Genomic DNA, 24,896 nt, shown 5'->3' on the forward strand with positions numbered 1-24,896 from the left:
ATGAAGCTGAAGACCAAGATTCATCTATACACATCAATATCACTGTTGATTTTATTAATTTTGGTTCATACCGCAGTATATCTCATTTTTTCGTCTGCGCTGACATCAAAGGATGCGGCCCGGCTTGCTGATGAGACGGATAACATTGCCGAAGCGCTGCGTGCCGCTGAAACAGAAGGAGTGGCTTTGCGGGATATGCTGCAGGCCTATCTTCCGGCAAATGGCATGGTGCGTGTAGTGAATGGTGATCAAAAAGCCGTTATGACGATCACAAAAGAAAAAGCCTATAAAGATTTTCCTCTCTCTTTTCATAGCGGAGAAACGGCAGATGTGAGGAAACATGACGGCAAGCTGTTTGCCGAGGCTGCTGTTCCGGTGATTTGGACCGATGGACAAGTGGTGTCTCTTCAGCTGGTTGAAAGACTGGAGAACACAGAAGAGAGTCTGTTTCTGTTGAAAATCATCTTAATCGCTGCAAGTGCTGCTGTCTGCATTGCTTCTTTTTTTGCCGGCAGCTTGCTAGCCCGCCGAATCATCAATCCGATCAGACGATTAATGATCACAATGAAAGACATACAGCGAGACAAAGAATTTAAAACGATTTCTTTAGAGGGACAGTCCAACGATGAATTGTATCAAATGGGGCTGACATTTAATGAAATGGCAATGATGCTGAAGGAGCACTATGATAAACAGCAGCAATTTGTTCAAGATGCTTCACATGAATTGAAAACGCCACTCACCATTATAGAAAGCTACAGCAGCCTGATGAAGCGGTGGGGGGCAAAAAAGCCGGAGGTGCTTGAGGAGTCGATAGAAGCCATTCACTCAGAAGCGGTGCATATGAAAAAACTGACCAATCAGCTTTTGGCGCTGGCCAAAAGCCATCAAGGACTCGAGCTTGATCTGAAAACAATCGATCTGATTGAAGCGACGCGCGCGGTTATGCAAACGCTCCAGTCCGTTTATCAGCGTGACATATTGCTTGAAACAGATAAAGAGAGCCTGCTTGTAAAGGCTGATGAAGAACGCATCAAGCAGCTGTTGACCATTTTGCTTGATAATGCAATCAAGTATAGTGAAAAGCCTATTGAGATGTCAGCCGGAACGAGGAATGGACGGCCGTTTCTATCAGTGAGGGATGAAGGCATCGGAATACCTGATGAGCATATCCCGCATTTGTTCGAACGGTTCTACCGGGCAGATGAGGCACGAAACAGAAAAACAGGCGGAACGGGTTTAGGCCTTTCCATTGCCAAGCAAATCGCTGATGAGCATGGCATTGAGCTGTCTGTCAAAAGCAAGCCGGGACAAGGAACAGCTGTCACCATGCAATTCAGCGAACAGAATGGGGGAGGCCGATGACGAAAACAATAAAAACAGTATCTTTTGCTGCAGCAGCCATTTTAGTTGTCATCATCTGTACGTTTCTCATCATTCGGCAAACCCATGAGAACATACTGTCAAAGGAGACTGTCGTAAAAAAAGTCGAAGCCTCCTATGAAGGCAACGTCACGAAAGCAAAACAATCAAAGGATAAAAAAACATATGATATAACCCTTGAAAATCCAAAGGGAACTTACTTTGTAAAAGCAGATGCAATATCGGCTGACATTCTTTCAATGAATAGAGTAAAAGCAGTGAATCCATCTGCCATGACAGAAAAAGAAGCTGAGCATCTTGCGCTTGAGCGGGTGCCGGGAACGATCAAAAAACAAACACGGCAAAGTCGAGTTGCCACTTATACCATACAAAAAGAAGATGGAAAAACATACGAAGTAAAGGTAGACATGCAGGCAAAAACAGTCTTGTCCGCCGATCAAATCAGCAGCAAAGACCAACAAAAAACGCCGATTACGAAAAAAGAAGCCAAAACAATTGCAGAGCGAAAAACGGGCGGAACAGCGGATGACGCAGATCTCGAAGAAAGTGAGGGCACTCTCATCTTTGAAGTGGACGTTGATCTTCCTGATGATAAGGAAGCGACAGTGAAAATCAATGCCTACACAGGAAAGGTAGCTAACATTGTGTATGAAGACTGACGTTTTCTCATCAAATTCTCATCTTGCTCTCGTTTTCCTTTCATGTTGAGTGTGTAAACTGTACTCATACAAAACAAAGGAGGACTCACAAATGCTCAAGAAAAAATGGATGGTTGGTCTTTTAGCAGGGTGCCTAGCGGCCGGAGGATTCAGCTACAACGCGTTTGCCACAGAAAACAATGAAAACAGACAGGCTTCTTCTAAGACGGATGCACTCACTGAACAAGAAGCAGAAGCAATTGCTAAAACAGTTGTTGACGGAACAGTAGAAGACATTGACAGAGACCTTTACAACGGCAAAGAAGTCTATGAAGTGGAGATTGAAAAAGAAGGTGAAGACTACGACGTATATGTAGATATTCATACAAAACAAGCGCTTAATGACCCGCTAAAGGAGAAAGCAGAACAAGTCGCCATAACCAAAGAAGAAGCTGAAGAAATTGCTTTAAAGCAAACAGGCGGAACCGTAACGGAAAGTAAGCTTGACGAAGATGACGGTGCTTACATCTATGAAATGGAAATCCAAACGAAACAAGGAACTGAGACAGAATTTGAAATTTCCGCAAAAGATGGACGCATTATCAAACAGGAGATAGATGACTAATCAAAACCCCCGCTGCAGCGGGGGTTTTTCATGATAAGAAACCTTCTTTTGGACAATCTAAGTAGAAAAGGAGGCGAAACGCATGGAAAAGAAAGAGGAGCAATACATCAATCAGGCTGAATATGTCCCTCATCCGACGAAGGAAGGAGAATATGCCTTATTTCTTCATGAAACGTATCATTTGCTTTCTGAAGATGACGAGACACAAACAACAGAATAAGGGCTTAGGCCCTTGTTTTGTTCCGTAATTGTGATGTAAGCGCATTTATTACTTTTTTGAGTTGACACAGCTTGTTTTTTTCTGTAATCTCAGTGTGTCAATTCAATTAGGAACTTCGTTAGGTGAGGCTCCTGTATGGAGATACGCTGCTGCCCAAAAATGTCCAAAGACGCCAATGGGTCAACAGAAATCATCGACATAAGGTGATTTTTAATGCAGCTGGATGCTTGTCCTATGCCATACAGTGCTAAAGCTCTACGATTGAAGGCGCCCGCACGCTTTTTTTGCCGTGCTTCTTTCACCTTCAATCCCGAAGGCTTTTTTTATGCCTTTAAAACGAAACCAATCAAAGGAGGTGCGGAGTATGGATTCTCCCCATTCGAGTCAATCTGAAGAAGTACCCATATACTATGACAGCAAGACAATTGATTACACGATGAGGAGACGAACTGCCGCACCTTCTGGCGAGGCCGGCACGTCTCCGTAGAGGAGGTACGAGTCCCGATGGTTCAAAACATGACCTATGACGAACTCATTTTACGCATCATTATTTTACTGCGAGACGGGAAAATCAGGGATTTCAGAAGTGTTATTGATGAGCTTCAGCCCTATGACATGGCATTTATTTTTAAAGAAATGCCGGAAAAACACCGCGCCCGCTATTTATCTTATTTAACTGTAGACGATATCACTGATATGATCGGGGAGCTGGAACGCGAATTTCAGCTTGTCGTCTTAAATAAAGTCGGAAAAACAAAAGCAACACTAGCGATGAACAAAATGGACAACGATGACCTCGCTCAATTGCTTGAAGAAATGGACGAAGAATTGAAGGAACAGCTTTTGTCCAGCATGGAAGCGTCAGAGTCAAAAGCTGTACAGCTCTTGATGAATTACCCGGCTGATTCAGCGGGACGCATGATGACAAACCGGTATGTGTGGATTCCTCAGCATTACACGGTAAAAGACGCGGTCGTCAAACTGAAAAGCTTCGCTGAAATAGCTGAATCGATCAACTACTTATATGTTATTAATGAAAGCAAACAGCTGGTTGGGGTTCTTTCCTACCGCGATTTGATTCTGGGTGAACCTGAAGAAAAGGTGCAAGATTTAATGTTTACCCGCGTCATATCAGCAGATGCTCTTCAGGACCAGGAAGAAGTTGCCCGCCTGATTGAACGTTACGATTTTTTGGCAATACCGGTTGTAGAAGAAAACAACGTGCTTGTCGGCATTGTGACGGTCGATGATATTATCGACGTCGTTATTCGGGAAGCTGATGAGGATTACGAAAAATTTGCAGCTTCCGGTAAAGACATCACCTTTGACACAAAAGCTTACGTGGCGGCATACCGGCGCCTGCCATGGCTGATTTTACTCTTGTTTATCGGACTGATTTCAGGAAGCATTATCAGCTATTTTGAAGACGCGCTGAAGCAGGTTGTCGCGCTTGCGTTTTTCATGCCGATGGTGTCAGGGATGACAGGAAATACGGGAACACAATCTCTCGCGGTTGTCATCAGAGGTTTGTCTAAAGAAGAAATGAACAAAAAAACGATTGTGCGCCTGATCTTCCGGGAGTTCAGAACAAGTATTTTTATCGGAGCGGTTTGTTCTGTGCTGATTGCGATTGTCTCCATCATATGGCAGGGGAATGCGCTTTTGGGATTTGTTGTCGCCTCTTCGCTGTTCTTAACCTTAATCATCGGCACGATGTCAGGAACGATTATCCCTATTATTTTGCACAAACTGAAAGTAGACCCAGCGATTGCTTCTGGACCGCTGATTACAACGTTAAACGATATTTTATCTTTATTAATCTACTTTGGCATTGCCACTGCATTCATTCACTCATTATAAACGTAAAAAGTCCGTCTCAACTGCGAGCCGGACTTTTATTATTTAACGGTTTTTGTACCGAAAGTGAGCATTAAGCTGCCCCTCCAGCATTTTTTTCCGCACTTGCGGATCGTTTTTTAACATCTGTTCTTTTTTGCGCATATCCTTTAAAATCTCTGCCGTCTGTACGCCGTCTTCACGCTTATTGGCGATATCCATCAGCCGCTCCACATCGGCAAAGGAGTATTTTCTTGTTCCCCTTGAAGAACGCTGCGGGTAAATGAGCTTTCGTTCCTCATAATACCTGATCTGTCTTACGGACAATCCTGTCAATTCACTCACAATTCCGATTGAAATCACTTTTTTGTCTTTATAAGAATGATCTTCTGTGGTCATTTTTCCACCCCTGGATGTCTTTTGATAATAGTATATAAAAAACAAAGAGAAAAAACCTGACGCTTGTCATATTTTCTAACATCAAATAGAAGATTTTTGAAAAAACACGGAAGAAAAATTAACAAGAATAATGCGTAACACCCAAGCGCGTTTTATCCTTTATGTAACAAACAAACGAGGAGGAAGGATAATCATGGAGGAAGAAAAAGCGGTCTCACTGGCAAAAGAAATTATAGAGTTGGATATCAAGCGTGATGAAATGCTGGAGACGTTTATGCAGCTTGCCGGAGAACAGGCTTTTCAATTATTAAGATCGGTTCAAAACGGACAATACCGAAAATCTTCGTAAACATAAATTCTTTACATTAGATTCATACCACGTTCATTTAAAAAGAGTATCTTTTGTATAGGATACCTCAAAATGAAGGAGGACGCTATGAGTAATTTATTGAAATCCGCTTTAGAAAAAGAACGACGCCATTATTCTGAAAAACTCTATCAGATTGGGGTTTATAATAAAGAGGTTATGAACAAAATGACGATTTCAGAGCTTCGGAAAGAATATGCATATTTCTTTCGAAGCATTACAAATCATAAAAATTATCCTTATACAAGATAATGTATAAGGATTTTTTTGCTTTTAGAAGGAATTTCTCGAATTATAGCGAATACGTATAGTAAGGGACTGAACTCTTATTATATGTAAGGGTTTTCATTATTTTTTTATAAAAATCCTATATACGAGGTAGATATGATGAGATTATCGTTTAACGAAGAAGAAGTTGAGCGTGCGATGAATTTGTACAGAGTTTTTGCAAGGGCTTTCAAAAGTGTGTCCGAACATAGTATCCGTGATAGCAAAGAGCACGGTTTTAATCCCACTGAATTTGCTGTACTGGAGCTCCTGTACACAAGAGGCCCGCAAAAATTACAGCAAATTGGGTCGAGACTTCTGCTTGTAAGCGGAAACGTCACATATGTTATTGACAAACTAGAAAGAAACGGGTTTTTAGTAAGGGAGCAGGACCCGAAAGATAAACGCTCTGTTTACGCACATTTAACTGACAAGGGAAATGAGTATTTGGATAAAATTTATCCGATTCATGCACTGCGTATTGCGAGAGCGTTTTCAGGCCTTTCGCCTGATGAACAGGACCAGCTGATCGTCCTGCTCAAGAAAGCAGGCATACACAGCCAGCATTTGCTGTTTCGTTAACTATTCTACACTCTCTGTTTCAGGAGAGTGTTTTTTTGTTTTATAAGATTCTTTTTAAAACATCTTCAATCTTCCTATCAGACATTTCGCCAAGGTATCCATTGACGTGTTTTTTATACTCCTTCATCTGTTCGTTCGATTGAAAAAATGCCGTGATATACTCTTCTGCTTTCTGCATGTCCCAGTTTCTCATATCTGTGACGAGCTTCCTTTCATGTAGAAGGTTTAAATTCATTTCCTCCTGTCCCGGCAGTGCATGATAAATAAATACCGGAAGCCGTTTCTGTAAGCATTCACTGATGGTCACGCCTCCGGGTTTAGTCATGATGCCTGTCGACTGTTCGTACAAACGGTTCATCTCTGCTTTGCTGTGAAGGTAAGGAATCGCCTCAATCAAGGGGTGGTGTAAACTTTTGACATAGCAGTAGAGCTTTTCGTTTCTGCCGCATAATATTTTGTATAAGATCTTTCCGCCTGGCGACAGTTCCTGCACCCATTTTAAAATCCCGCCGACCCCCATACTGCCCCCAGTGATGATGATGGTATATGGCGGATGGTGCTGCAAGGTATCTGCTGATTCCATTTCAAAATTTCGGTGAACTGGAATGCCGGTCAAGTATATGTTGTTCTGATCGATCCCCTCTGATATTAGCTGCTTCTTTACTTCCGTGCTCGGAACAAAATGGTAATCAATGTTCTTCCGTCCCCATAATTGATTCACGAAAAAATCAGTGTATACATTCACAACCGTCAGATTCGGATATTCAGGCTTTAATCGGTTCAGCAGATAAGAAGGCAGCGCATGTGTGCAGAAGGCGATATCAGGCTGTTTTTCTTGGAGGATGTGCCTCATTTGCTGTGTGAACAGCCATTCGTACATGAAATAGCGTTTATCATGCTGAAATTCTCCGCAGGCGAGGAGCCTGTAAATGCCGCTGTACGTTTTCGGGAAATATTGAATCCATTTTAAATAAGCTACGGAGGACAATTTTTCTAACCGCCTATACGCATGTGAAAAGATATCAATCTTTTCAGCTGCCAGCCCTTGAGACTCTAATTCAGCCTGCAATGCATCAGCCACATGATGATGGCCGGTGGAAATGCTTAAAAAAGGAAAAATGAGAATGTTTTTCATGACAGTCCTCCTAAAAAATATGGCAACTATATTTTGAGGAGAACGTTCACAAAATATAAGGGTGTTTTTGATCATAAGGAAGGTGAAAAGATGAAAACCTGTTTCCTTTCCATTTGGAGAATGGTTGATCCGATTTATTTCTTTTTTTCAAGGCTAAGCTTGATTGACAACGATCAAAAAAGCGTTTTTCGAGTCAGGCTGACGAAGTATAAAGGACATCATGTCGTGCTGAGCGATGGAACGCATATTAGAAAAAATGATGTGCTCGTTAAAATTCATCTGCACAATATTAAGCTGATAAGAGAACTGCAAAGCATTGAGAGCGCAGTCAGAAAAGGAATCATTATTTATCAGAAAGTATATCAATCGATGCCGCTTCTTCTTGACTATATCAACAATCATAAAAAAAGCGAGAAAATCAAAGGAATCATTGGGATTACAATGCTTGACAAAGGTGTGGAAAGGCTCGGCTTTGATGTGATCACCCCGGTGAATCCTTGTTACAGATTCTTTAAAAAAATGTCCCATGTGCCGATTTTATATTTGACTTCAAAGCCTGTGAGCTTGCGGCATTTACCGAATTCATCCTATTTGTTTATCTCAAAAGAAAAGCTGCAGAAAACCTATCAAAAAAAAGACTGATGCCTCGGTCAGCACAGTCTTTTTTGATTAAATCTGATGAAATGTTACTTCAGGGCGGCTTCCGACACGGATATTTACGCCGGTTTGTCCCAAGCCCTCGCTGATATAAAATGGTTTATCGTGATGATAATGAAGGCCTTTAATCATGTTCATTCGCACGAGCTTTCCCATTTTCACCAAATGATACGGTTTTGGCCAGTGAATTTGCCCGCCGTGAAAATGCCCTGACAGCAGGTAATCATAGTGAACATCTTTCATATCCAGAATAATATTTGGGTCATGTGTTAAGACAAGATGATAGCCATTTTCCAGACTTTGATAAGAGCCGGTGATATTACTTCGATTCGTACTGTAATCATCAATGCCGATAATATTGACTGGCCCTGCAGCCGTCTCAATTCGAACATGTTCATTTTGCAGCGTGATACAGCCGTTTTCCTCTAAAACTCGCTTCAATCTCTGAAAGTCCTCTTCTTTTAATACATAATCGTGGTTACCGAACACCGCGTACATTCCATATGCAGGCTTCAGCTTTTGCAAGGCGTTCAAGTAACCTGCCAGCTTCGGAATATTACGTTTCCGATCAAGAAAATCCCCGGTAAGAGCAATGATATCCACAGGCTGATCTTTTGTTAAATGATACAGCTCCTCAGGTGAGACTGAAATGTTTTCCAAGTGAAGATCTGATAAATGAAGGATATTTAATTTTTTTCTGGCTGGAAGGCCGTCTTTTTGGTCGATTGAAATGGTGTTGACTTTCACATCTTTTGTATTGCGGTTCGCTTTATATAGAAATGGCACAAATACGAGTATGGCCAATGAAAGTAAGATTGTAAACAAAATATATCCCCTCCCTCCTATCAGTATAGTAAGTGATCAAGCCCTATGGATAGCGGGAATTAATGGGTAGAGACAGGCTGAAAAACGGATTGTCATATGATGAATGATTTGGAAGGGAAAAGGGATAATAAATTTTGACACATGAGGCAGAACATGCCGACGGAGTCAGAATAACAAATGGATGTGTAAGCAATGTTACGATTGATGAGACAACAAAAAAAAGAAACATATTATCTCTGGATCGCATTATTTCTTCTTTTATTGTATGTATCCCCGCTTTTTATTTTAAAGGAAGATGCCCATATCCGGGTCCACGATAATTTAGATTCCAACATCGCTTGGTACAAGGTTCTGGCCGATAGCGGAGAAATCGTCGGCAAGGTTGACGCTGCCATTCCGCAAATCATTAACGGGCTGCCCCGGGATGCCTTTGGCACCGAGTGGAGCGGAATTGTTTGGCTCCATGCTTTCTTTTCTTCCATGACCGCCTATGCAATAAGCCAGACGGTTACAAGAGTTGTCGCTTTTTTTGGAATGTATGTGCTGCTGAAGAAACATATAATCCCGGAACCAAAAGCGGCTTTCATCCGAATTGGCGTATCGCTTGCATTTGCCTTAACACCGTTCTGGCCTTCGGGAATGCTGAGTACGCTTGGGTACCCTTTGGCACTGTGGGCTTTTTTAAATATGCGAAAAGGGGATATTTCATGGAGAGAGTGGCTGACGCTGGGCTTGCTCCCTCTATACTCAAGCTTTGTTCTAGGCTTCTTCTTTTTCCTGGCAGGGATGGGGTGTTTTTGGCTGTATGATGCCATTACAAAAAGAAGATGGAATTTGATGTTCTTAGGCAGTATTGCATTTATGACGAGTATCTATCTTTTCGTTGAATATCGGCTTGTCTATTCGATGCTCTTTGAACACGCACCAATGCATCGTATCGAATTTATCTCATCCAGGCATGATGTTTGGCATTCTCTTCGGCTATCCGTAAAAAACTTTGTCTATGGCCATAATCATGTGATGACCGTTCATACCGTTGTCATCCTCCCGATCCTGCTGGTCGTATTTGCTGCTCTGCTGTTCAAACGAAATCGGACAAAGCCAGAAAATGTTTATCTGTTTTTATGTGTGCTTAATTATGGATTGTCATTATGGTATGCGTTTTGGTTCAACAAAATTTGGGCTGTTCCAAAGCAGAAATTTGCCTTTTTAGCAGAATTTAATTTTGCCCGTTTTCATTTTCTTCGGCCGCTTGTTATATACGTGAGCTTTGCGCTTGCTTTATATCTCATTTGGCGGATGGGGAAAGGATGGCAATGGCTTGTGTACGCCGCAGTCGCTGCACAGCTAATGGTGTTGGCGCCTTTTAATGAAGAATATACGTATGGCGTTCATTACAACGCGCCGACATTCAAGGAGTTTTATGCATCGGAGCAATTCAAAGAGATTAAGGAATATATCGGACGTCCGCAGGATTCGTACAGGGTGGCGAGCATCGGACTGCATCCGTCTATCGCCCAATATAACGGGTTTTATACGTTAGATACGTATAACAATCTGTATCCGCTCTCATATAAATATGAATTTAGGAAAATCATCGAAAAAGAGCTGGAAAAAAATTCTCGGCTGAAACAATACTTTGATGAATGGGGCAGCCGCTGCTACCTTTTTGTCGATGAACTCGGTAAACGATATGATTTCAAAAAGAACTCGAAGAAAACGATCAACAACCTTCAATTAAATACAGATGTATTTAAAAAAATGGGCGGCCGGTACATTTTTTCTTCAGTTCCGATCATGAATGCTGAACAAAACCATCTCGCGCTCGTAAAGACGTTTGACCATAAAGATTCCGCCTGGCGCATTTATTTATATGAAACAAGATAAGGAGGATATCGATTGAAACAGTCACAGCCAGTATTAACCATCGTCGTCCCGTGTTTCAATGAAGAGGAAGTGTTTCAAGAAACAAGCCGTCAGCTGACAGAGGTTGTAGATGATTTAATTGAAGAAAAATTAATTGCTGAAGACAGTAAAATTCTGTTTGTCGATGATGGCAGCAAAGACCGCACTTGGGCTTTGATTGCTATGGAGAGCATAAGAAACAAGAAGGTTACCGGCTTAAAATTAGCCTGCAATGTCGGCCACCAAAAAGCGCTTTTAGCCGGACTCCATAAAGCGAAGAATAGGTCAGACTGCGTCATTTCGATCGATGCTGATCTTCAGGACGACATCTCTGTGATCCGGGATTTTATGCTGAAATATCATGAGGGCTGCGAGATCGTTTACGGTGTACGCCAGAGCAGAAAAACCGATACCTTTTTCAAGCGCACGACCGCGTTAGGGTTTTATCGTCTCATGAATAAGCTTGGGATTAAATTAATTTATAATCATGCTGATTTTCGTTTAATGAATAAAAGGTCCCTTGAAGAGCTTGAGCGTTATCCGGAAGCGAATCTGTTTTTAAGAGGTATTGTCCCTATGATCGGCTTTAAATCGGCCGAAGTTTTGTATGACCGCAAGGAACGCTTTGCCGGCAAAACGAAATATCCGCTGAAAAAGATGCTATCCTTCGCTTTTAACGGGATTACTTCATTCAGTGTCGCACCAATTCGATTCTTTACGCTTTTAGGGTTTGTTTTGTTTTTCCTCAGCGCTGTGGCAGGGGTTGGCGCGTTTATTCAAAAGATGCTCGGACATACGAATGCAGGCTGGGCGTCTCTCATCATATCCATTTGGTTTTTGGGCGGGCTGCAATTGATGGGAATTGGAATCATCGGAGAGTATATTGGAACGATTTTTTCTGAAGTGAAAAGACGGCCGAAATACGCGATTGATATTGATTTGTATAATGAGCAGCTGAGCCCGCTTCAGCGCCAGGAAAAAGAGCGGTTAGATAAAAAGTACAGTTAAACACGGAAAGAGCTGACTCCATTAGTCAGCTCTTTTTCTTCAACTGATGTAAAATAGCGCTAAGCGGTTCGTCTTGCGGGTTGCGGTAAAAATCAAAAAATGGGCAGCCCTGCTTCTTAATTCGATTGATGACCGTATCAATTGTAAACAGAGCGGGTGTTAAAGATGATTGCACCTCATGCCAGTAGAGCGGGGCTGCAACAGTCCCAAGCTCATTTCCTCTCGTCGAATAGGGACAGATAATCGTTTTTCCTTCTGCATGCTGCAAATAATCAAGATACAATTTGCCGTGTCTGTTTTTAATCAAGCGTTCAGTGGTAAATAGCTCGGGAAATGCATTGGTGCAGTACTCTGCGATCAGCTGCGTAAATTGGCGTGTTTCTTCATACGTAAATGCCTCGGGAGACAAGGGAATATAAAGCTGGATGCCTTTGTTGCCGGACAGCTTCGGGTACGATGTGATGCCAAAGGAATCCAACAGCCGCTTCAGTTCATTTGCGGCCTGCACGGCCATAAGAAAGTCATCTCGCGAAGGCGGGTCTAAATCAATGACAATCTCAGCCGGACGCCTGCTTTTAATGGTTTGAAAAGGAACGTGAAACTCCAAAGCAAGCTGGTTGCAAAGCCATAGCAATGTAGACATATCCTCACAGACTATATGTTCATGGCTTCCATCATAGAAAGATTGAACAAAATCCGGCGCATAGTCCGGCTTGTTTTTTTGGAAAAATGATTCACTCCTAGATCCATGCGGATAGCGGATGACGGTGACAGCCCGGTTTTTCAGAAAAGGGAGCAGGTAGTCACTGACTTCAATCATATACTGAATAAAATCTTCTTTTGTTTTTTTATTCTTTTCAAATATGATTTTATCCAGGCTTGTGAACTGCAGCTTTGGGTGAACCGGTTTGGAGTGTCGTATGACTTGCGCATACGTGCATTCGGTCCAGTCCATTTGGAATTCGAAACCGACAAACGATACCTCTCTTAATGTGCCTTGGAGAATTGTTAAGTATTGAACAGCTGCACAAATCGAAGGTTCAAGCGTAAATCCGCCTGAGGGTGTTTGATGTCCGTGCTGTTCCATAATCTCGCGTATAGCGCTTTTTTCCTCATCGCGCATTCCGTGCGAAACAGAGGCAATCGGTGTCATTATTCCGTTTTTTAATACTGATACCGTCAGAAACCCGTTGTTAGGGTTGAACCCTGTTATGCAAACATAAGCTTGTTTAAAGTTTTTATATTTGAGCCAATCGGACGACCGCTTCTTTTCAAGCCATTTGCTGTTTGTTTTCTTCGCTACAATTCCTTCTCCGTCATATTTTATTACCATCTCCCAGAGTTGATCAAAATGATCATAACAGGGAATGGATTGAATGGTTTCTTTTGCGTAAGGATCTGGAGATGCAGGAAGCTTTGCTGCGGATATGAGTTCACGCAGCGATTTTTTGCGGTCCAAATACGAAAGAAGCGTTACATCTTCTCCGCTTCGCTCTAACAAATCAAAGGCGAGAAAGCAGCACGGCCGCGCGTTTGCCGATTCCTGAATCTTGTCTGGTCTTTTCAAACGCCCCCGCACTTGAAGGTGTTCAAAATCTGCACGACAAGGATTCACCAAACATACTATTTCACCATCAAGTGTCAGCGGAAGCTCTTTTTCCATGTGCTGAAAGGCAGTTTTGGCGAATTGTGTGATTTCAGGGAAGGTGCTGCTGAGCTCCACACCATTTCTGCTGGTTAAGGTCACACCTGAAGAATGGATGCGGAGAATACAGCGGTACCCATCATATTTTACTTCGTAACGCCATTCTGCTCCGATTGGCGGTGACGAAGTTAGGACCGGCTGCATGGTAAACGCCATGGGCTATGACGTGCCGGAGGCTTTTTTTCTAGTTGTTTTTTGTTTTTTATCTCCGGCTCCTTTCGGTTCAGCGGCTTGTGCAGGTGTGGCAGCCGGTGTCTCCCGGTTCGGCCTTCTGGTTCTGTCAATGCTGGCTTGCAGAGCGCTTACCAGGTCAATGACATCTTCACGAGGTGGCGCTTTATCAGGAGTGACGGCCGTTTCTTTATTTTCTAGCTTGTCGTTGACTCTTTGCAGCAGCGCCTGTCGGTACGTGTCTTCATATTTCTCAGGCTCAAACTCAGCAGTCAGTTGATCTATTAATGTGATAGCGGTTTGCAGTTCCTTATCGTTTACATTCGATTGATCAGGTACACCTGGGACATGAGCGGCGCTTCTGACCTCATCGGGATAATGGATAGACTCCATGACGATACAATTTTCATACACACGGAGAATCGCCAGCTGCTGCTTTGACCTGATTGTCATATTGGCGATACCGATCTTTCCGGTTGAGCGCAGCGCCTCACGCAGCAGGGTATAGGCCTTCGTCCCATTATCCCCGGGGCCGACAAAGTAGGAGCGGTTAAAATAAATCGGATCAATTTCCTGGAGCTGAACAAAGTCAACAATCTCAACCGCTTTCTCCTCATGCTCCTGTTTTAAGCTTTTTAAATCTTCGTCCGTCAGCACTACATATTTCCCTTTTACATATTCATATCCCTTCACAATTTCATCAGGACTAAGAGTTTTTTCGCAATTTGTGCAAACTTTCTCGTATTTGATTGGTGCGTGATCCTCTTTATGGAGGCTGCGCAGTTTAATATCTTTATCTTCTGTGGCCGCATATAGCTTGATGGGGATGTTTACTAATCCAAAGCTGATCGATCCCTTCCACATTGTATGCATATCGATAAACCCCTTTTTTTCTTTAGTGTGAAGAGAAGGAGTACGATTCATGTGTAGTAACTTATGGGTGAAAAAAAGCCGGCGCACTTATTGCGACGGCTGTTCAGTAATGAATTGTTCGAGCTGTTCCGGAGGTATTGGCCTGCTGAAAAAGAAGCCCTGCAAATGGTCGCAGCCTTTTTCAAAAAGAAGCTGCTTTTGAGCTGCATTTTCCACACCTTCGGCAATCACCTGCAAAGACAGCTGATGCCCCATGGCAATAATAGCTCCGGTAATTTGCTCTGATTTAGGATGGGTCTGAATATCGTCAATAAATGATTTGTCAATCTTCAGCCTGTGAATCGGGAAGTCCTTCAAATAGCTAAGAGAGCTGTGACCAGTACCGAAATCGTCAATACTGATTCTGATTCCTAATTCTGTTAGGGATGACAAAACCTTTTTGGAGTGATCGAGATTGTCCATTGTCATGCTTTCCGTCACCTCCACTTCAAGAAGCTGCGGAGGAAGCTGGTATTTATTAAGCGTATCCTTGATGAGGGGAATCAGATCTTTAGATTGGAACTGTCTGGCGGAAATATTAATGGCGACAGAAAGATCATAGCCTTTGTCATGCCAAATCCTTGCCTGCTTGCATGCTTCATCTATAATCCACTTTCCGATATCAATAATAAGTCCCGTTTCTTCTGCAACACCGATGAATTCTCCGGGCGGACGCAGCTGCCCGTCTGGTGTCACAAGGCGTATCAGTGCTTCTGCTCCTGTCATTTTTTGTTTTTTTACACTGAATTGCGGCTGATAATGCAAGACAAATCTATCGTTTTCGATTGCTTCTCTGAGTACCATCTCTTGGTTAAGCTTGACGGTTTCTTTGTTGCCGATTGAAAAAGAATAGTATCTGTATTTGCTTTTGTTTCGTTCTTTAGCCGCATACATCGCCATATCAGCCTTTTTCATCAATTCAAGGCCATCCGTCCCGTCTTTTGGAGATATCGCAATCCCGATACTGACAGATGTGACAAGGGTGTGATCTTGAATTTTGAAAGGTTTTTTGAATTTTTGGATAATTTTTCTTGCTAAAACATCTGCTTCGCCTGTTCCTGTATTGGCGTCTGTTAATATAATAATAAATTCATCACCGCCAAGACGGGCAATAAATCCGTTATCAGGGACTACAGATGACAGGCGTTTAGCTGCAAACTGAAGCAGTTGATCACCGACATTATGCCCTAATGCATCGTTAATCACTTTAAACCGGTTTAAGTCGAGAAAGAATACAACGGTGTTATAATGCAAGGAATGCTCGCGATTCAGCACCTTTGTTAGATGAGAGATGGCATGCCTTCTGTTAGGTAAGTCTGTAAGCGAATCATAATGAGCCATTCTATGGATTTCTTTTTCTGCTTTGTACTGCTTCGTCATGTCTTTGCAAATGACATAAATGCTGTCTAGTTCCTGATTGACCTCAACAGGTATAAGCGTAATATTTAAGTGAAACTGGCCTTTTTCAGTGATAAGATCGCTATCGCTGTTCATCGCTTGTTTATCTTTTTTAACTTGCTCAAAAAGGCGCTTAATCTTCTGTGATGTGTAATTCCTCCAGTCATGCATGCTGAAGCCAAATTTGCTGATCATTTCCTCACCAGCGTGATTGGAAGATATTATGTCTCCTTCTAATGATAAAATAAAGATTGCATCAATATTGTGGACGATTAATGACTGAAATCGCTGTTCGTTATCCTTTATGCGTTCGCTCTGTTTAATAAACTTTCGATCTGCATGGGAACTGAATAACAATAACGTTTGGATACAAAAAATAATTAAAGTAACAAAAATTGACCAATGAAACGTTTGTACCTCCATAGGGCTTCCGGGCGGAGCCATGTCCTTATGGAAAGTTGCCGCAAGCATCCCTGTGTAGTGCATGCCCGAAATCCCAATACCCATTACAATTGAACTGATGACTTTATAGAATATAAGATGCTCAGAATGTTTTTTCACGGCCAAGTCAAAGAATATTTTTAACGAGACGAAAGAGGCTGCAATCGCAATGATAATTGAAACTGTAAATAAAATCGGTTCGTAAATAATCATTACCCGGGAAATGGCAGACATTCCGATATAGTGCATAGAAGCAATAGATGCGCCAAGCACAACTGATCCGGTAAGCAGTCTGTAATATGTAAGAATGTGCCGGCTGACAAAATATAATGACACAAATGATCCCGAAACAGATGCGCCAATGGCTGCCATTAAAGGCATGAATTCATATTCCATCGGCATTTCCATATGGACGGCCATCATCCCTACAAAATGCATTGACCAAATACCGAATCCCATAATAAGTGAGCCGCCGATCAGCCAAATTTTACTTTTTAAGCCTGTATTGATGGTGACTTTCCTGGAAAGTTCAAGGGAAATATACGAGGCGGTACAGGCAATTAGAATAGATAAACATATGAGCGTCGTATTATATGTAGCGTGTATTTCCAAATGGAGATTCCCCCCGTATCGTGTGTTCCAGTCTTGTTGACTCTCTTTATTATCGGCTGCTTAACCGCAGAGTTTCAGCCTTCAAAACGATAGAAATACGAGGGAGATCTATTTTTAGTTCAACTGACCGTGAAAAATGTGTTAAAATCATCTTGACGTTTTCCGAAAAAACAAAAATGTATGATACATAAACATGAAACAAGGGAGTTGGTGGCTATCGAAGAGCTGGTTATGTCATGGATAGAAGCATTTAAAAGCTTATCTTATTTTGGAATATTTCTAGCGCTCAGTATTGAGTTTATCCCGGCCGAAGTCGTTTTGCCGCTTGCGGGCTATTGGGTATCTAAAGGCGATATGACACTTGCCGGCGTTGTTTTGGCAGGATCGCTTGGGGGAGTGGCCGGTCCGCTTACGCTGTATTGGATAGGCCGGTACGGAGGAAGGCCGTTTCTTGAACGTTTTGGAAAGTATCTCTTTATTAAACCTGAAGCGCTTGATAAATCAGATAAATTTTTCAAAAAACATGGGGGCTTTGTCGCGTTCAGCGGGCGTTTCTTGCCTGGCATCAGGACATTGATTTCCATACCGTGCGGAATTGCAAAAATGAATGTTTGGGTGTTTTCGCTTTATACATTCATTGCTATGCTTCCGATTACATTTGTATATGTTTATCTCGGTGTGAAGCTCGGTGAAAATTGGAAGGAAGTCAGCTCTATTCTTGATCAATACATGCTTCCGATCGGGATAGCGATTTTGGCACTGTTCCTGCTCTACTTACTGTTGAAAAAGAGGAAGAAACGCACGCATTCCGAACAATTATCTGTATTTTTAAAAAATAAACGTTGACAAATCATTGCGCTGCGCATATCATTGACGTATAAAATCATATTTCTTGAAATCCCAAAGGGGAGTAGCGTCCGGAATGTATTCCGGAAACAAAGTCGTCATTTCATGGATTGTATCCATCGGCTTTGTTGGCATGCCTGAATTCATGTCTAGCAAGACCTTTGCCTTATGTCGGCAAAGGTCTTTTTTGCATGGTCCGGCCGGCATAAGATCGGATGAAGAGAAAGAAAACAACTTTTTTGGGAGGGTATTATTTATGGATGCAGCATTATTATTAGAGTATGGTTGGGTTCTTCTCGTCTTGATCGGGCTGGAAGGGATTTTAGCCGCCGATAACGCGCTGGTTATGGCGGTAATGGTAAAACATTTGCCGGAGGAAAAAAGAAAAAAAAGCGTTATTTTATGGATTGGCAGGGGCTTTTGTTCTGCGATTTGGCTCTTTATTCGCCATTTCATTTTTGGTCAACGTTTGGCAGGTTCAAGCGATTGGCGCGATCTATTTGCTGTATATCTCAGCAAGCCACTTATTGAAAAGATATGTATTTAAGAAAGAAGACACACATAAAGAGACGAAGCAAAGCGGTTTTTGGCCGACTGTTTTAAAAGTTGAACTGGCAGATATCGCGTTTGCTGTTGATTCCATCTTAGCAGCAGTAGCGCTGGCGGTTACGCTTCCTGGGACAACACTCCCGAAGATCGGCGGACTTGACGGAGGACAATTTCTCATCATTTTGGCCGGCGGTATCATCGGACTGGTGATTATGCGGTTTGCGGCTTCCATGTTTGTGAAGTTATTAAAGGAACGTCCAAGCCTAGAAACAGCAGCCTTTGTGATTGTCGGCTGGGTCGGAGTGAAGCTTGCTTTATATACGCTTGCCCATCGCGACATAGCGGTTGTTTCTGAGCACTTTATTCATTCTGGAATATGGAAGCTGATATTCTGGGGTGTCTTAGCAGCAATCGCGGTTTGCGGCTGGTTTATGTCAGGTGGGAAAAAACAGCCGGAGGGCGCACAAAACGAACAAAAAAACAGCACCCGTGAACGGGCGTAATCTGAAAGACTCTGCTTAAAAGCAGAGTCTTTTTGTGTTTGAAGCGTTTTCATAAGCGAAATAAAATAACATTTTTATAACATCTTTGTTACAAAAAACACGCATAAAACCCCCTTAATTCTTTAGAAAGGCACGAAATCATGTATAGGACGTCAGAATGGTTTGTCATAATTGAGACATTGGAAATCAATATTTCTTTTTCTCCTTTGCGAATCCCTATCAAATTAGCTATCATTAATGAGTAGTTATAGGGAGGAACTGAGGTGAAACCAGTGCTTAGCCTTTTGTTTAAATTGGGAAAAAAGAAGCAAACACTTGAAAAAGCTGTTGAGAGTATACAAAAAGGCAATAAAGATCTGCAAAATGAATTAATACAGCAATATAAGCCATTTATCGCAAAGACGGTTTCATCCGTTTGTAAACGATATATAGATGAAAAAGACGATGAGTTCAGTATTGGACTGATCGCGTTTAATGAAGCTATAGAAAAATATTCACCTGAAAAAGGAAATTCTCTGCTCGCATTTGCTGAGCTTATTATAAAAAGAAAAGTCATTGATTACATTAGAAAAGAAGCCAGAAGCGCACAAAATATAAATATTGATTTACAGGAAGGAGACGATCAGGAGTCATCACAAAGCCTGATTGAAGCCGAGCTTTCCATAGATGAATACCGCCGTCAGATTGAACAGGAGCAGAGGCGGGAGGAAATTCTCTATTTTCAAAAGCAGCTCAAGGATTATGGTTTATCGTTTAAAGAACTGCTTGAAAATTCTCCAAAGCACACGGATGCAAGACAAAACGCCATAAAGGTGGCAATGACGCTTGTTGAACATGAAGAATTGGCCGCTATCCTGTATACAAAGAAGCAGCTTCCAGTCAAACAGCTTGAACAGCTTGTCTCTGTAAGCCGAAAAACGATTGAGAGAAACAGAAAATATATTATTGCGATGTGTATTATCATTACGGGTGATTATATTTATTTAAAAGATTATCTTAAAGGGGTGCTGCACTCATGAGAAGAGGGATTATAGTAGAGAAAAATAAAAAATTCGTCACGTTGCTGACCCCTGACGGACAATTTTTAAAAGCCAAAAATGATCGACACAGCTATGAAATCGGAGAAGAAATCATGCTTCCGAGTGAAACACGCATGGGCAGAAGGGCCAGCTTTTTTGATTTTTTTAAACTGCGCCCTTTCAAAATGGGGATTTTTACGATGACTGCTATTATGCTTTTTATATTTATAGTTCTCCCCGTTTTTTCTAATAATAAGGCCTATGCGTATATGACAATCGATATCAATCCAAGCGTCGAAATGGCGTTAAACAGTGATTATGAAGTGATTGAACTGACGCCTCTAAACGATGAGGGACAGAAAGTCGTGAATGATATAGATGATTGGGAGAAGACTGATTTTAAAAAGGTGATTGACGATATTATAACCGACTGCAGTGAACACGGGTATGTAAAGAAATCGAAAGAAATATTGATTTCCACTGTTTATGAAAACACAGAAGACAATACATATAAAAAGGCTGTGAAAAAACAGCTGAATGATGTGACTGAAAAATATAAAACGACATACCGCATGGAATCTCTCGAGTCAGATATGCAAACGAGGGAAAAAGCGAAGAAAGAAGGCGTCTCAACAGGCAGCTACATCAAATCAAATGAAAAGAATGACAATAAAGATTTAAAAGATGACTCCAGCAAACCATCCGGGGAAGAGGATCAAAAGAGTGATGAAAATGAGGATGAAAACACCGATCAAACTGACACCCAGGACAGCAAGCAAGGAGATAATGAACAGCTGAATGATGCGGATTCCGGAGACCAGAAAGAAGATAAAGCGGATGACCAGATTGATGATAGTGACAAAGATAAAAAAATAAAGGAATCAGATGAAAACACAAATACCGAAAAAGATGGGGACCATGAGCAAACCCCAATACAAGATCCTCAAGATAAAGGAAATGAAAATAACGGCGCTGACAATGGCCAAAGCCAATATCACAGGGACTGGAACAATGGTGAACAAGGCAAGAACCGTTCTTCGTCCAGAAGGGATAACGCTTCAGACCGACGTAATCCAAACGGCTACAGCAGTGATAATAATTCAGCTCAAAATGAAGATTCGCCGAGTGCCCCCGGCGAATAAAGACCTGAATTTATTTAGTTGTGCCATTTAATTGTGATTGTGCTTGCTGTACCAGCCGCTTTGTCATTTCTCCGCCTACAGAGCCGTTAGCGCGTGCGACTGTATCAGAACCAAGGTTCACACCGAATTCTTGAGCCACTTCGAGTTTAAATTGGTCGAGTGCCTGCTCCACCCCTGGAACAACGAGTTTATTTCTGCTCGCCATCTTTTTCATCTCCTTTTTCGATAAAGAAATTCTTAACGCGTATTTAGTTTGAAATATACGGGGTTTATTTATGCTGGCAATTGTTGTGGAGAAAAATAAAACCCCGGCCTCTGAGCCGGGGTGACGCAGACTATAGAATGTCTGCTGTCATTTTATGTGCGGTTGCCTGAATATGGAACGTCAAAATGGAGAGGACTGTAATGGCGATAATTTGTCTGATTTTAAGCCATTGGCTGTGATTCAGTTCTTCAAAACGGTGACGGAGACGCTCTGTCTCCTGTTCGGCGATCTCCTGCAGATTTGATTCTTTCATAGAAGGAGTTTCTTGGTGATGGATGGCATCAAGCACATATGCGCAGCTTTCATAATAAGCAATCGGGCTGATGACATCATCAGATCTGTCTGAGATTGTGTTAAAGGCCACTTTTAAAATAGCCCGTATGTGTTCAAAGTCATAAATGGATTTTAAATCACGTACAATTAAAAGAATAACTGCCTGTTCAACTGAGTATTTTTTGCCCAGCTCAGGGTGTCCGATCAGATCCTTGATATCACGCTTTACCCAGTTTTGAATCGCGGTTGACTTTAACGAAGTCAGCTCGCACAAGTTGCCAAGCTCTACGATTTCATTTGTAGAAAGACCGTATTCTTTTTTCTGTTTTTTTCGTTCATATCTTGTAAGAAATTCAGGAATTTCTAGATGATTGGCTGCTTTTTCTGCTGACATATTCGCTGATTGGACGAGAATGTCGAGCGGGCTATGTTCTCCTTGTCCTTTTAGGGAATAGAGCAGCCGCACCATATCGGTTCGAGAGAGTTTAAAAATGTTCATTGTTCACCTCGTTAGACAATTTGACGCGGATATAGGTCTATGTATAAATTCAAAGTTCAAGCGTCAGCAAATTACATTAACATCATACGTCGAATTCCTTGCATTTTCAAATGGATGTTTTATAATTTAAATATACGGGTTCTTTTGAACTTAAAATAACGGAGGTTGTTATGGCGAAAAGAATTTTTCTGTTTATTCTAACGAATATTTTGGTGCTTACAACAATCGGGATCGTTTTGTCTGTTTTAAGCTCTGTTACAGGAGTCGGGACGTACTTTACAGCTGATGGCGGTATCGATCCAATGGCGCTTCTTGTGTTCAGTTTAGTTGTTGGATTTGTCGGTTCCTTTACATCTCTTGCGATGTCCAGATGGATGGCAAAGACGATGATGGGCGTCAGAGTGCTGAATCCGAAAAAACACTCGCTCAGCTATGAGGAACAGCAATTGGTTGATCGTGTTCACAGATTAAGCCGCTCTGCCGGTTTAACGAAAATGCCGGAAGTCGGGATTTACCGTTCACCTGAAGTAAACGCGTTTGCGACTGGACCGTCAAAACGCCGTTCACTTGTCGCAGTATCGTCAGGGCTGCTGGAGCAGATGGATGACGCGGCGGTTGAAGGTGTGCTTGCCCACGAGGTCGCGCATATCACAAATGGTGATATGGTAACAATGACGCTTTTACAAGGTATCGTTAATACTTTTGTCGTCTTTTTATCGCGTATCGCCGCTTGGATAGCAAGCCGTTTTGTCAAAGAAGATCTAGCGCCGATCGTTCATTTTATTGCAATGATTATTTTTCAGATTGTCTTTTCGATACTTGGCAGCCTGGTTGTGTTTGCGTATTCACGCCATCGTGAATTCCATGCTGACAGGGGAGGAGCGGATCTTGCCGGCAAGGATAAGATGATTCATGCGCTTCGGACGCTTAAAAGCTATTCTTCCCGGATTATGGAAGACGATCAGACAGCTGTCCAAACGTTAAAGATTAATGGCAAGAAGCGCTCTTCACTTTTCTCTACTCACCCTGATTTAGATGAGCGAATCAGACGGCTGGAAGCTAAATAATACAAACACATTGTTCCTCTGAGAGAATTCTCAGAGGTTTTTTATTTTATCCATTGACTAAAATCATAAAAAAATAAGCAAGTTAAGAAAATGTTTCGTAAAAGCCTTTAAAAATGGACCTAATATCTTTAGAATAATTACCGTACTTAAAAAGAGAGGCAGAAGGATTTTACATGAGATTAAAGTTTGGAAAATTGATACAGGCCTTGTCACCGGCCCAGCTGATCGCATTATATTATTTTCTTGCAGTTACTGTGGCCGTTATATTGCTGAGTTTGCCGGCGGCCCATAAACCGGGGGCGGATTGGACGTTTATTGATGCGCTTTTTACAGCTGTCAGTTCAGTCAGCGTAACGGGGCTGACGGTAGTTGATACAGCTGATACATTCAGCACAATAGGCATTTTTATATTAGCATTTGTTCTGCAATTTGGCGGAATCGGAATTATGACGCTCGGAACGTTCATTTGGCTGATCATGGGAAAACGAATCGGGCTGAAAGAACGGAAGCTGATTATGGTTGATCAAAACCAATCCCAGTTTTCAGGAATTGTCAATCTGATGAAGCAGGTACTGTTTCTGATCTTGTGGATTGAATTTTTTGGCGGGCTGATTCTCGGCACATATTTCTTAACCTACTATGACTCCTATCAGGAAGCCTATTTACACGGATTTTTTGCCAGTATCAGTGCAACGACAAACGGCGGATTTGATATTACCGGTAATTCGATGATTCCATTTCGCCACGATTACTTTGTGCAGTTTATTACAATGCTTTTAATTATATTTGGAGCGATTGGATTTCCCGTGCTTGTTGAAGTAAAGGATTTCCTGTTTTCAAAGCATCGGCGTTATCCATTTACGCTTTTTACAAAGATCACGACGATTACGTTCGGCTCACTTGTCTTGTTTGGAGCCATTGGCATCTTTGCCCTGGAAGCAAACCATGCGTTCGCAGGAAAATCATGGCATGATATTTTGTTTTTGTCCCTGTTTCAATCAACGGCAACCCGAAGCGGAGGGCTGGCAACAATCGATATCAGCCAATTATCAGATTCCACACTCTTTTTTATTTGTGCGCTGATGTTTATTGGAGCGTCGCCAAGCTCAGTCGGGGGAGGCATACGGACAACGACTTTTGCTTTGAACCTTCTTGCGCTGTTTCATTTTGCCCGCGGCAATAAGGCCGTAAAGGTATTCAAACGGGAGCTTCACCCTGCTGACTTGATGAAGTCGCTTGTTGTCACGATGATGGCGATCCTGCTCGTTTTTGGCGCGACACTCATTCTGACCATTACAGAAAAACATTCCCTGCTGGAGCTTTTGTTTGAAGTGTGCTCGGCATTCGGTACAACCGGTCTGTCGCTTGGAATTACGGCAGATTTGAGCAGTGTTGGAAAATGTGTCATTATGATTGTCATGTTTATCGGGCGAATCGGCATCCTGACCTTCCTGTATCTGATCGGAAGAAAGGAAATTGAAGCGAATTATCACTATCCGAAGGAAAGAGTGATTATCGGATAGGCTAAACACCGCATACTTTGCGGTGTTTTTTGATTGCCAAAAAAAAGATGTGTGCCTCCTGTTCAGTTGGAGAACCTAACTTCGACAGGTGCAATTTACGCTCCTGTATCTTAAAATGTCTGAA

At 42.1% G+C, this 24,896-nt stretch carries 24 protein-coding genes, 2 pseudogenes and 2 riboswitches; of the genes and pseudogenes, 18 read left to right on the forward strand and 8 right to left on the reverse strand.

The window, feature by feature from the left end; translation table 11 throughout:
- The 6 genes from ykoH to mgtE all read left to right on the forward strand — a co-directional run bounded on the left by ykoH (position 1) and on the right by mgtE (position 4,726).
- The gene (gene ykoH, locus AC0OMA_RS07390; protein ID WP_181218984.1) at positions 1 to 1,365 is read left to right on the forward strand and encodes a two-component system sensor histidine kinase YkoH; all 1,365 of its coding nucleotides are present in this window, start codon (positions 1 to 3) and stop codon (positions 1,363 to 1,365) included.
- The gene (locus AC0OMA_RS07395) at positions 1,362 to 2,042 is read left to right on the forward strand and encodes a PepSY domain-containing protein (protein ID WP_181218986.1); all 681 of its coding nucleotides are present in this window, start codon (positions 1,362 to 1,364) and stop codon (positions 2,040 to 2,042) included. The genes ykoH and AC0OMA_RS07395 overlap by 4 nt, the downstream gene beginning before the upstream one ends.
- 91 nt (positions 2,043 to 2,133) lie before the next feature.
- Entirely contained in the window at positions 2,134 to 2,646 is a 513-nt protein-coding gene (locus AC0OMA_RS07400; protein ID WP_003232544.1) for a PepSY domain-containing protein, read from the forward strand.
- 82 nt (positions 2,647 to 2,728) lie between these two features.
- On the forward strand, positions 2,729 to 2,866 hold the full coding sequence (locus AC0OMA_RS07405) for a transcriptional regulator SplA domain-containing protein (RefSeq protein ID WP_003218541.1): 138 nt from the start codon (positions 2,729 to 2,731) through the stop codon (positions 2,864 to 2,866).
- Positions 2,867 to 2,973: 107 nt separating this feature from the next.
- A riboswitch (M-box (ykoK) riboswitch) is annotated at positions 2,974 to 3,139 on the forward strand.
- A gap of 91 nt (positions 3,140 to 3,230) precedes the next feature.
- Positions 3,231 to 3,353, forward strand: a complete 123-nt coding sequence (locus AC0OMA_RS07410) for a hypothetical protein (RefSeq protein WP_009967087.1) — start codon at positions 3,231 to 3,233, stop codon at positions 3,351 to 3,353.
- 17 nt (positions 3,354 to 3,370) lie between these two features.
- The gene (mgtE, locus tag AC0OMA_RS07415; protein WP_003232543.1) at positions 3,371 to 4,726 is read left to right on the forward strand and encodes a magnesium transporter; all 1,356 of its coding nucleotides are present in this window, start codon (positions 3,371 to 3,373) and stop codon (positions 4,724 to 4,726) included.
- Between the two features lie 42 nt (positions 4,727 to 4,768).
- On the opposite strand, the gene tnrA is transcribed toward mgtE, so the two are convergent.
- The gene (gene tnrA / locus AC0OMA_RS07420) at positions 4,769 to 5,101 is read right to left on the reverse strand and encodes a MerR family transcriptional regulator TnrA (protein WP_003232541.1); all 333 of its coding nucleotides are present in this window, start codon (positions 5,099 to 5,101) and stop codon (positions 4,769 to 4,771) included.
- 193 nt (positions 5,102 to 5,294) lie between these two features.
- Here tnrA and AC0OMA_RS07425 point away from each other — a divergent pair, with 193 nt between their 5' ends.
- From AC0OMA_RS07425 to AC0OMA_RS07435, 3 genes are all read left to right on the forward strand, one after another.
- Entirely contained in the window at positions 5,295 to 5,450 is a 156-nt protein-coding gene (locus AC0OMA_RS07425) for a hypothetical protein (RefSeq protein WP_003232538.1), read from the forward strand.
- A gap of 87 nt (positions 5,451 to 5,537) precedes the next feature.
- Positions 5,538 to 5,720 (forward strand): stress response protein YkoL, encoded by a 183-nt coding sequence (gene ykoL / locus AC0OMA_RS07430; protein WP_003245766.1) that lies wholly within the window; start codon positions 5,538 to 5,540, stop codon positions 5,718 to 5,720.
- Between the two features lie 132 nt (positions 5,721 to 5,852).
- A complete protein-coding gene (locus AC0OMA_RS07435; protein WP_003232536.1) occupies positions 5,853 to 6,317 on the forward strand; it encodes a MarR family winged helix-turn-helix transcriptional regulator in 465 nt (154 codons plus the stop codon).
- Positions 6,318 to 6,322: 5 nt separating this feature from the next.
- On the opposite strand, the pseudogene AC0OMA_RS07440 reads toward AC0OMA_RS07435, so the two are convergent.
- Positions 6,323 to 7,452 (reverse strand): annotated as a pseudogene (locus AC0OMA_RS07440) (MGDG synthase family glycosyltransferase).
- Positions 7,453 to 7,542: 90 nt separating this feature from the next.
- On the opposite strand from AC0OMA_RS07440, the gene AC0OMA_RS07445 reads away from it, so the two are divergent.
- Positions 7,543 to 8,094, forward strand: coding sequence for a YkoP family protein (locus AC0OMA_RS07445; protein ID WP_047183557.1), 552 nt, complete (start codon positions 7,543 to 7,545; stop codon positions 8,092 to 8,094).
- Between the two features lie 27 nt (positions 8,095 to 8,121).
- Here the strand turns inward: AC0OMA_RS07445 and AC0OMA_RS07450 are convergent, their stop codons facing one another.
- Positions 8,122 to 8,934, reverse strand: coding sequence for a metallophosphoesterase (locus tag AC0OMA_RS07450; protein ID WP_003245342.1), 813 nt, complete (start codon positions 8,932 to 8,934; stop codon positions 8,122 to 8,124).
- A 192-nt stretch (positions 8,935 to 9,126) separates the two neighbouring features.
- On the opposite strand from AC0OMA_RS07450, the gene AC0OMA_RS07455 reads away from it, so the two are divergent.
- Together AC0OMA_RS07455 and AC0OMA_RS07460 are read left to right on the forward strand one after the other, a co-directional pair.
- Positions 9,127 to 10,821 carry a DUF6044 family protein gene (locus tag AC0OMA_RS07455; protein ID WP_474222008.1) on the forward strand — a complete coding sequence of 565 codons (1,695 nt, stop codon included), beginning with the start codon at positions 9,127 to 9,129 and terminating at the stop codon, positions 10,819 to 10,821.
- 12 nt (positions 10,822 to 10,833) lie between these two features.
- Positions 10,834 to 11,847, forward strand: a complete 1,014-nt coding sequence (locus AC0OMA_RS07460) for a glycosyltransferase family 2 protein (protein WP_015483153.1) — start codon at positions 10,834 to 10,836, stop codon at positions 11,845 to 11,847.
- 25 nt (positions 11,848 to 11,872) lie between these two features.
- Here the strand turns inward: AC0OMA_RS07460 and AC0OMA_RS07465 are convergent, their stop codons facing one another.
- From AC0OMA_RS07465 to AC0OMA_RS07475, 3 genes are all read right to left on the reverse strand, one after another.
- Positions 11,873 to 13,708 (reverse strand): DNA ligase D, encoded by a 1,836-nt coding sequence (locus AC0OMA_RS07465; RefSeq protein WP_015483154.1) that lies wholly within the window; start codon positions 13,706 to 13,708, stop codon positions 11,873 to 11,875.
- Between the two features lie 3 nt (positions 13,709 to 13,711).
- Positions 13,712 to 14,596, reverse strand: coding sequence for a non-homologous end joining protein Ku (gene ku / locus AC0OMA_RS07470; RefSeq protein ID WP_047182526.1), 885 nt, complete (start codon positions 14,594 to 14,596; stop codon positions 13,712 to 13,714).
- Between the two features lie 87 nt (positions 14,597 to 14,683).
- Positions 14,684 to 17,086 carry an EAL domain-containing protein gene (locus AC0OMA_RS07475; protein WP_047182527.1) on the reverse strand — a complete coding sequence of 801 codons (2,403 nt, stop codon included), beginning with the start codon at positions 17,084 to 17,086 and terminating at the stop codon, positions 14,684 to 14,686.
- A gap of 180 nt (positions 17,087 to 17,266) precedes the next feature.
- Between AC0OMA_RS07475 and AC0OMA_RS07480 the strand changes: the two genes are divergently transcribed.
- The 4 genes and pseudogenes from AC0OMA_RS07480 to rsgI all read left to right on the forward strand — a co-directional run bounded on the left by AC0OMA_RS07480 (position 17,267) and on the right by rsgI (position 21,145).
- Positions 17,267 to 17,932: a DedA family protein gene (locus AC0OMA_RS07480; RefSeq protein WP_322839576.1), complete on the forward strand. Its 666-nt coding sequence runs from the start codon at positions 17,267 to 17,269 to the stop codon at positions 17,930 to 17,932.
- Positions 17,933 to 17,979: 47 nt separating this feature from the next.
- A riboswitch (yybP-ykoY riboswitch) is annotated at positions 17,980 to 18,083 on the forward strand.
- Between the two features lie 105 nt (positions 18,084 to 18,188).
- Positions 18,189 to 18,984, forward strand: a pseudogene (locus tag AC0OMA_RS07485) (TerC family protein).
- A 263-nt stretch (positions 18,985 to 19,247) separates the two neighbouring features.
- On the forward strand, positions 19,248 to 20,003 hold the full coding sequence (sigI, locus tag AC0OMA_RS07490) for an RNA polymerase sigma factor SigI (RefSeq protein ID WP_003245855.1): 756 nt from the start codon (positions 19,248 to 19,250) through the stop codon (positions 20,001 to 20,003).
- Complete coding sequence (rsgI, locus tag AC0OMA_RS07495) at positions 20,000 to 21,145, forward strand: anti-sigma-I factor RsgI (protein WP_015383497.1); 1,146 nt, start codon at positions 20,000 to 20,002, stop codon at positions 21,143 to 21,145. The genes sigI and rsgI overlap by 4 nt, the downstream gene beginning before the upstream one ends.
- 10 nt (positions 21,146 to 21,155) lie before the next feature.
- Here the strand turns inward: rsgI and sspD are convergent, their stop codons facing one another.
- Entirely contained in the window at positions 21,156 to 21,350 is a 195-nt protein-coding gene (sspD, locus tag AC0OMA_RS07500; RefSeq protein WP_003218568.1) for an acid-soluble spore protein SspD, read from the reverse strand.
- A 130-nt stretch (positions 21,351 to 21,480) separates the two neighbouring features.
- Complete coding sequence (gene htpK / locus AC0OMA_RS07505) at positions 21,481 to 22,182, reverse strand: transcriptional regulator HtpK (RefSeq protein ID WP_015483158.1); 702 nt, start codon at positions 22,180 to 22,182, stop codon at positions 21,481 to 21,483.
- Positions 22,183 to 22,352: 170 nt separating this feature from the next.
- On the opposite strand from htpK, the gene htpX reads away from it, so the two are divergent.
- Together htpX and ktrD are read left to right on the forward strand one after the other, a co-directional pair.
- Positions 22,353 to 23,249: a protease HtpX gene (gene htpX, locus AC0OMA_RS07510; protein WP_003232513.1), complete on the forward strand. Its 897-nt coding sequence runs from the start codon at positions 22,353 to 22,355 to the stop codon at positions 23,247 to 23,249.
- Positions 23,250 to 23,422: 173 nt separating this feature from the next.
- Positions 23,423 to 24,772, forward strand: coding sequence for a Ktr system potassium transporter KtrD (ktrD, locus tag AC0OMA_RS07515; RefSeq protein WP_003244672.1), 1,350 nt, complete (start codon positions 23,423 to 23,425; stop codon positions 24,770 to 24,772).
- Positions 24,773 to 24,896: the final 124 nt, after the last annotated feature.

Source organism: Bacillus sp. AMCV2, assembly GCF_056033925.1.